Genomic DNA, 2,066 nt, shown 5'->3' with positions numbered 1-2,066 from the left:
CAGATAATGAACTAACATATCCCTTATCTCTATAGTATTTGTCTACCGTTTCCATATAAGTCGAGTTCATACTGATCACCGTATTGTAATCAACAATATACCGACCATCGTTGCCCTCTATTCTAGTCGGTTTCCCCTGATAAAATTGATCGTCTTTCTCTTGCTGAGTCAACAAACGATTCAGTTTATAAGGGATATACAACCCATCTAATTGCATAATTATGCCTCCGCCGAAGTCATTAATTTGTTAAAAGCGTCCATTTCCATTCTGCTATCGGGCCAGATAACAGGAACATCCCCTTCACCTGCCGGAATTTTGCGCCACAAGCAAGCCATCAACCATTTCTGGATCTCATTCTTCTTTTTCATCGCCAGATAGATATTGGCGCCAAAGAATAAAACCAAAGCAACAAAAATACCTAATGGACCTAAGACACCAGCAATCCACAGACCTGCACTCACCGCCGAAATCAGATAGGCAATTCCCAATCTTCTATTTTTTTTGAAAAATATCTCATCTATTGCATGATACCCATCCCATACCACCCCAACGATCCCAGCCAAAGATCCAAGGAATTTTACCCTCCCAATCCACGTTATTACCTTGGTCAATAGCTTTTCCCCCAAGACAGAACCCAGCAGAGGCTTTAACCTGAGTACCTGAAAATTATTCAACAACCGCTCACAGATTTCAGCAAGAGCCCCCATTGCAGCGACCAGATCCGCCGCAAACCGGGTACATGCCTCTGTATTTTCCTTAGGCCACCCAGCCGCGCGCAATGCGGAAATCTGCAACACCATAGAGAAGGTACAACCAATAAAGGGCGGAACATGTGCCAACTGCTTAGCAATATTTTCAACCGAACTGCCCTCTAACTGCGCCAGTTTTGTGCGTAACGTCCTCGGAAACAGCGCCGCACGGATCTCATCGACAGAATGCAAGGTTTTCACCACAGACTTGGCCCGTTCCGCTTCGGGTAAAACCCGGGTTTTTTCCGCTTCACCTGCGTCTGCCAGCGTAACAAAGTTGAATTCCTGATCCCCCTCCATCGGCAAGCCATCAATCTTCAAACGACGCATTTCAGCATCAACATGGTGACGCAGCTTATCTGAGGAAGCAGGCTGTTTCAGATCCGCCATCAGGCTCAGTTGAGTCACCACCGCGCTGAGAAAATGTTTACGTTTTCCGACGAACTGAATGACTTTTAATTCCCTGCCATGCAGCTTAGCTAATACGACCAGTGCCGGAAGCGGCACTTTCTCCACGGCTTTATTCATCACTGCAAACAACGTGCTACTCAGTTCATTCAGGTATTTTTCTATCGTGAGGGAAGCGGGTCCATGAAAGTGCTCAGCAATATCTTTAAGTCCATCGGGGATTTTATCCCAGGCGAGAGAGCCGTAATCTGCACCGGTCTTTAAGACGCCGTGAGTTTGCTCTATTTTTTTATCGCTGTTCATCACCAGTGCACGCAACAGCAGATTATCCGGCGTGATGCTGTCGCGCATCATCTGCTCTTGAAAATAATGCGAGGCCCCCAGTTTGTCCTGCATCCCGTAAACACAATCATGAACCGACTGGGTAAACAGCGCGCCGCTGTAATCGTCCGTGCTGTCAAAGTTATGGTCAAAATAGTCCAGCAGGGTCTGGCTTTTCAGCCAGTCCAGATACATTTCGGTCATCGGGGAGATAATGGTGTTGTCATACCGCGTCAGGTCGGTGGTGAACCGGTCCATAAATGCTTTTTCTTTCTCACGGTCGATGTACTTCTCGTAATCTGACCAACATTCCTGTACCTGCCGTTTTAATGTCGAACTGTCTAACTCACGCCCGGTATCCACAGTCCCGGGATGACCCGACAGATAGGCTCCGCCAGAAGTGTAGTAGCCGTATTGTATTTGGGTTTCCAGCGTTTCATATCCACTTATCTGATCCCGCTCAAACTGCCGACACAACGCCTCTTTCAGCGTGCCTAGAGAAGCCGAAAGTGCAATCCCTCTGATGTAATGTGGATTTTCATGAAACTGGGTCTTTAACCGATAATTCATCAGCGCGGTAATGTCCT

2 protein-coding genes are annotated in these 2,066 nt (G+C 47.1%); both read right to left on the bottom strand.

What is annotated here, in order from left to right:
• A partial coding sequence (locus EAE89_RS22670; protein WP_422615524.1) for a hypothetical protein occupies nucleotides 1-217 on the bottom strand: 217 nt, incomplete at its 3' end.
• 2 nt (nucleotides 218-219) lie between these two features.
• Nucleotides 220-2,066 (bottom strand): T6SS effector BTH_I2691 family protein (locus EAE89_RS22665; protein WP_214086636.1); only part of this gene is annotated, 1,847 nt, incomplete at its 5' end.

Source organism: Photorhabdus heterorhabditis (assembly GCF_018448905.1).
Classification (GTDB): domain Bacteria; phylum Pseudomonadota; class Gammaproteobacteria; order Enterobacterales; family Enterobacteriaceae; genus Photorhabdus; species Photorhabdus heterorhabditis.
Note: the sequence above shows the minus strand (reverse complement) of the source record. Positions and strands in the feature narration are given on the sequence as shown.